Annotated in this window: 5 protein-coding genes; 3 read left to right on the forward strand and 2 right to left on the reverse strand. The window is 65.0% G+C overall.

Going from position 1 to position 4,241, the window contains the following annotated elements; all coding sequences use genetic code 11:
• The 3 genes from AX702_RS04170 to AX702_RS04180 all read left to right on the forward strand — a co-directional run.
• On the forward strand, positions 1-927 hold a 927-nt coding region (locus AX702_RS04170), incomplete at its 5' end, for an NAD(P)H-dependent flavin oxidoreductase (RefSeq protein ID WP_066776529.1).
• Positions 928-1,604: 677 nt separating this feature from the next.
• Positions 1,605-1,889: a hypothetical protein gene (locus AX702_RS04175; protein ID WP_066776532.1), complete on the forward strand. Its 285-nt coding sequence runs from the start codon at positions 1,605-1,607 to the stop codon at positions 1,887-1,889.
• Positions 1,890-2,013: 124 nt separating this feature from the next.
• Positions 2,014-2,358, forward strand: coding sequence for a hypothetical protein (locus tag AX702_RS04180; RefSeq protein WP_066776534.1), 345 nt, complete (start codon positions 2,014-2,016; stop codon positions 2,356-2,358).
• A gap of 115 nt (positions 2,359-2,473) precedes the next feature.
• Here the strand turns inward: AX702_RS04180 and fcl are convergent, their stop codons facing one another.
• Both fcl and gmd read right to left on the reverse strand, forming a co-directional pair.
• The gene (gene fcl / locus AX702_RS04185) at positions 2,474-3,424 is read right to left on the reverse strand and encodes a GDP-L-fucose synthase (protein WP_066776536.1); all 951 of its coding nucleotides are present in this window, start codon (positions 3,422-3,424) and stop codon (positions 2,474-2,476) included.
• Between the two features lies 1 nt (position 3,425).
• Positions 3,426-4,241 (reverse strand): GDP-mannose 4,6-dehydratase (gmd, locus tag AX702_RS04190; RefSeq protein WP_066776538.1); only part of this gene is annotated, 816 nt, incomplete at its 5' end.

The following is a 4,241-nucleotide window of genomic DNA, read 5'->3' on the forward strand; positions in this document are numbered from 1 at the left end:
GGCGCGGGCAGTGCGCGCATGATGATCGAGGAGGTTCGCGCGCGCACTGCCCGCGCCTTCAACGTCAACCTGTTCGTTCACGGCCCCGCATGTCCGGATGACGCTCGTGAAGCCGCATGGCTGGCGGCGCTATCGCCACTCTTCGCCGAATTCGACGCTGCCCCGCCTGCGCACCTCCGCACGATCTATCAGAGCTTTGCCGACGATCCGGACATGCTCGCGATGCTGCTCGACGTGGCGCCGCCCATAGTCAGCTTCCACTTCGGCCTGCCGCCTGCAGATACGCTCTCGGCGCTGCGCGGGCGCGGCATTTATCTCATGGCGACGGCCACGAGCCTCGCGGAGGCACGCGCGATCGAGGCCGCCGGGCTCCACGCCATCGTGGCGCAAGGCTTCGAGGCGGGTGGTCATCGCGGTGTCTTCGATCCGTCCGGCCCCGACGATTCGCTCGGCACCATGGTGCTGACACGATTGCTGGCGCGGCAGGCAAGCCTGCCGGTGATCGCGGCGGGAGGAATCATGGACGGCGCCGGCATTGCGGCCGCGCTCGACCTCGGGGCCGCTGCGGCGCAGCTTGGCACCGCCTTTGTGGCCTGCCCCGAATCTGCGGCGGACCAGGGCTATCGCCGCGCCCTGACCGGCCCGGGTGCCTGTCACACGGCGATGACGTCGCTGATTTCGGGCCGACCGGCACGCGCGCTCGCCAACCGGTTTACCGCCTTGGCCGATCGGCTCGCCCACCTTCCGCCCCCCGATTATCCGATCGCCTATGATGCCGGAAAGGCGCTGCACGCGGCCGCCAAGGCCACGGGCGAGTTCGGCTTTGGCGCGCAATGGGCCGGCCAAGGCGCGCCGCTTTGCCGGTCAATGCCCGCCGCAGACCTGGTCCGAACGTTGAAGGAAGAATGGCAACGCGCGCGATCCTGACGCGTGCATCATGCACCGGGGCACCCGCCGGCTGCGACTTGCCCCACCCTGCGAGCAGAAAGTAGCGTGGCAGCACGCCCGGTCCATGGCTGCATCATGACGGGGTAGCCGTCGACCGCGCCCTGCCCCCGCCGTGCGAGCAGAACGTAGCGTGGCAGCACGCGCGATCCTGACGGATGCATCACGCGCCGGGGCACCCGCCGGCTGCGCCTTGCCCCGCCGTGCGAACAGAAGAAGGAGTGGCAACGCGCGCGGACTCGACGGCTGCATCATGCACCGGGGCACCCGCCGGCTGCGCCTCGCCGCACCGTGGGAGCAGAAGAAGGAGTGGCACCGCGCGCGGTCGCGCCGAATGCATCACGCTCGGGGTAGCCGCCCGCTACGCCTTACCCGCGCCGGGCGAGCAGAAGAAGGTGTGGCAGCGCGCGCGGCCCGGACGGATGCATCATGCACCGGGGCACCCGCCGGCTGCGCCTCGCCGCCCGTGGGAGCAGAAGAAGGAGCGGCAGCGCGTGCGGTCGCGCCGAATGCATCACGGCCGAGCTAGCCGCGGCTACGCCTTACCCGCGCCGGGCGAGCAGAACGTAGAACGGCAGCGCGCGCGCCTGACGGATGCACCACGCTCCGAAATTAGCCAAAAGCCGACGTTGCTGATGGGATCGTGCAAAGAGGCTCCTATGGCGAGCATCGGGCAAGAGTTCACCGACACATTGGATGGACAGCTTAGTGGCGATCCGAAGCGGAAATGGATGGATCTCAAGCCGCTCATGGGGCTTCCGCTGTTCCCCGGCTTCGTAATTGTAGCTTGTATGCCAACAGCATCAATCGCGGCGAACACGGCTATGACCATCACCATCATTGTCGATTTGGCGTGGCTGGTACTCATCTTCAAACGATGGAAGGTCAAAGCGGCAGCATTCACTCCGGCCACTCGCTTTTCACATGATCCCGCCGGCTACTAAGCGACAAAGCAGTGTCCGCTAACCACCAGTTTCGGCCGCTCACGATCGCGGTGCAGGCACCCGAAAGCGGACAGGCTGCTCGCGCCCAATTGCAGACGCCGCCCGGTCATGGGATCATGTCCGAATGGAGGCGACCATCTTGAAGGGTGACACGGTGTTGGGAACCGGCGTTATCCAGCATCTTGACCCGCCAATGGGCGTGGCGTTTGGACCGTTCACCCCATCCAGGCGATACAGCGCATACCTTCATGCGAACACGATGGACGGCGAATACCTCGGGGATAAGGCCACCGACTTCAATGCGCTCGTGGATGGTGCCCCCGTTCAGGCAGCCGCCATCGCTATTGAAGATTGGTCGAAATCGCTGGGCGAGTTTCATTTCACGATCTGGTTTCGCGAGGGCAAGGAGTATGATCCTCTCTTCCGGGATCACGCGGACTTCAAAGCCTACTATCCCGACGCTCGATAGGTCCGCTTGCTCCCAATTCCGGCCATCCGCGCTCACGTTGGCGGCACCGGAAAGCGGACTGGCAGCAAACGCCCAATTGCCCGCGCGTTGCCCGCTCAGGGCGAGCAGATCCCCGTCAGCGCCCTTCGCTATTCTCCAGAAACCAGCGGTACGTCGCCGCGATGCCCTCGCGCAGGCTGATCCGCGGCTGCCACCCCATGTTCATCAGCATTCGCGAGTCCATCAGCTTGCGCGGTGTTCCGTCGGGCTTGCTCGTGTCGCGCACGATCTCGCCACCGAAGCCGACCGCCTCGGCCACCATCTGCACCAGTCCAGCTATGGTCACGTCATCGCCGAAGCCGACGTTGACGTGGCTCTCGCCCGAATAGGTGCGCATCAGGAACACGCAGGCATCGGCCAGATCATCGACATGGAGGAACTCGCGCCGCGGCGTGCCCGAGCCCCAGATCTCCATCTCCGTCGCGCCCGCCAGCTTCGCCTCATGCGCCTTGCGGATCAGCGCCGGCAGGACATGGCTGGATTGCAGGTCGAAATTGTCGCCCGGCCCATAAAGGTTGGTCGGCATGGCGGAAATGAAGTCCCGCCCGTGCTGCTTGCGATAGGCCTGCGCCAGCTTGATCCCGGCGATCTTGGCGATCGCATACCATTCGTTGGTCGGCTCCAATGGCCCCGTCAGCAGCGCATCCTCGCCGATCGGCTGGGGCGCGAACTTGGGGTAGATGCACGAGGAGCCGAGAAACAACAGCTTCTCCACCTCATGAACATGCGCCGCCTCGATGATGTTCGCCTCGATCATGAGGTTGTCGTAAAGGAAGTCGGCCGGATAGCTGTCATTGGCGAGGATGCCGCCGACTTTGGCCGCGGCGAGAAATACGGCCTGGGGCCGGTGAGCGGCGAACCAGGCGCGCACCGCCGCCTGATCCTTGAGGTCGAGCTCGACGCGGCTGGCCGTCAGAACGTCGCAATTCTCGTCGGCAAGCCGCCGCACGATTGCCGAGCCCACCATGCCACGATGCCCGGCGACGAACACCGTCTTTCCGGCAAGGTCGAAGGGCTGACCGATCATATCAGGCGTCCTTTGCGATCGGCGCGGTTTTCATCTCTTCGAGATCGGCCAGCACCATCTCGCGGGCCAGGTCGCGCACTGGCGTCTCGTGCGTCCAGCCCAGTTTCGCCTTCGCCTTGGCCGGATCGCCGATCAGCAGGTCCACTTCGGTCGGACGGAAATAGCGCGGATCGATCTCAACGAGGCAATTGCCCGTTTGCGTGCAATAGCCCTTCTCGTCCACCCCTTCGCCCTCCCAGCGCAAGGAGATGCCGACATCGGCGAACGCCCATTCCACGAACGTGCGTACCGGCGTCGTCTCGCCGGTCGCCAGCACGTAATCGTCGGGTTCGTCCTGCTGCAGCATCAACCACATGCCGCGGACATATTCGCGCGCATGGCCCCAGTCGCGCCGCGCATCGAGGTTGCCGAGCCACAGCCGCTCCTGCCGCCCGAGCTTGATCGCCGCCGCCGCGCGGGTGATCTTGCGCGTGACAAACGTCTCCCCGCGCAGCGGGCTTTCGTGATTGAACAGGATGCCGTTTGACGCGTGCATGCCATAGGCCTCGCGATAGTTCACGACGATCCAAAAGCCGTAGAGTTTCGCAACGCCATAAGGCGATCGCGGATAGAAAGGCGTGGTCTCGCGCTGCGGCACTTCCTGCACCAGGCCGTACAGCTCCGAGGTTGACGCCTGATAGAAGCGCGCGGTCTTTTCCATGCCGAGGATGCGAATCGCCTCCAGCAGTCGCAAGGTGCCGACCGCATCGGCATTCGCGGTATATTCCGGCGTCTCGAAACTCACCGCGACATGGCTCTGGGCGGCGAGATTGTAGAT

Source organism: Sphingomonas sp. CCH5-D11 (genome assembly GCF_001557395.1).
Classification (GTDB): domain Bacteria; phylum Pseudomonadota; class Alphaproteobacteria; order Sphingomonadales; family Sphingomonadaceae; genus Sphingomonas.